General features: G+C 67.4%; 1 protein-coding gene and 2 pseudogenes. 2 read left to right on the top strand and 1 reads right to left on the bottom strand.

What is annotated here, in order from left to right; genetic code table 11:
• A partial coding sequence (locus FFS27_RS32810; RefSeq protein ID WP_134515572.1) for a TonB-dependent receptor domain-containing protein occupies window positions 1-381 on the top strand: 381 nt, incomplete at its 5' end.
• A 64-nt stretch (window positions 382-445) separates the two neighbouring features.
• A pseudogene (locus FFS27_RS32805) lies at window positions 446-970 on the top strand (PepSY-associated TM helix domain-containing protein); the annotation flags it as partial.
• On the opposite strand, the pseudogene FFS27_RS32800 reads toward FFS27_RS32805, so the two are convergent.
• Window positions 963-1,295, bottom strand: a pseudogene (locus FFS27_RS32800) (PepSY domain-containing protein); the annotation flags it as partial. The pseudogenes FFS27_RS32805 and FFS27_RS32800 sit on opposite strands and share 8 nt — an antisense overlap.

Here is a 1,295-nt window from a genome sequence, read left to right as displayed (position 1 = left end):
GGCAAGAACAGCTCGGACGACCGCGCGCTGCCGCAGATCCCGCCGCTGGAAGCGCGCTTCGGCCTGACCTACGAGGAAGGCGACTGGAGTGCCGGCAGCCTGTGGCGGGTGGTCGCGCCGCAGAATCGTATCGCCAGGGACCAGGGCAACGTGGTCGGCAAGGACTTCGACAAGAGCGCCGGCTTCGGCGTCTTCTCGCTCAACGGCGCCTACCGGGTGACTCGCAACGTCAAGCTGAGCGCCGGTGTCGATAACCTGTTCGACAAGGATTACACCGAGCACCTGAACAAGGCCGGCGACGCCGGCTTCGGTTTCTCCGCCAACGAAACGGTTCCAGAGCCGGGCCGGACCTTCTGGACCAAGGTCGACTTCAGCTTCTGAACCTTCAACGAGGCCCCGTCCAGCGGGGCCCGCCTTGCCTACGTGCGCTCCGATGAGGTGATCCATGCAATCGAACGAAAAGAACGGCCGTGACTTCTACGCGCTGGCCTGGCGCTGGCATTTCTACGCCGGCCTGTTCGTCGCGCCCTTCATGATCCTGCTGGCGCTGACCGGAATCGTCTACCTGTTCAAGCCGCAACTGGATGCGCTGCTCTATCCGCAACTGCTGCGGGTCGAGGCCGGTGCGCAGATGCGCAGCGCCGACCAGTTGCTCGCCGGGGTGCGCCAGGCGCACCCGCAGGCCGCCGTCAGCCAGTACCTGCCGCCGAGCGAGGCGGGGCGCAGCGCGCAATTCGTGATTGGCGAAGAGGGCAGGCAATGGAACCTCTTCGTCGATCCCTACAGCGGACGCGAACTCGGCCGCCAGGATGCGCAGCTGAATCTCCAGGCGGTGGCCCGGGCACTGCATGGCGAGCTGATGGTCGGGACCGTCGGCGACCGGCTGATCGAGCTGGCCGCCGGCTGGGGCATCGTCCTGGTGGTCTCCGGTCTCTACCTGTGGTGGCCGCGCGGGCGGGCGGCGAGCGCGGCAGCGGAGTGTTCTCCAGCGGCCAGGGCACCTGCTGGCGCGACGCGCTGTTGAGGCTACCGGCCTGCATGTCGGAGGTCGGCACATCGTTCCACATCGCCGCCGGGAAGCGGTTCCAGACATCGGCGAACTGCTTGCCCCAGTAGCCGGTCCAGGTCATCCCGCTGAGCAGCATGAACAGCAACAGCAGGCTGCCCCAGAAACCGGCGACCACATGTAAATCGCGCCACAGCGGTCGTCCGCGCAGGTGCAGGCGCGGCCAGAACAGCGCGCTCGCCGCCCGCCCGCGCGGCCACCACAGGTAGAGACCGGAGACCACCAGGAC

Origin of the sequence: Pseudomonas sp. 2VD, from assembly GCF_005503585.1 — a bacterium.
Lineage (GTDB): Bacteria > Pseudomonadota > Gammaproteobacteria > Pseudomonadales > Pseudomonadaceae > Pseudomonas > Pseudomonas aeruginosa.
The sequence above is the reverse complement of the archived record's forward strand: the minus strand, read 5'-3'. Positions and strand labels throughout refer to the sequence as shown.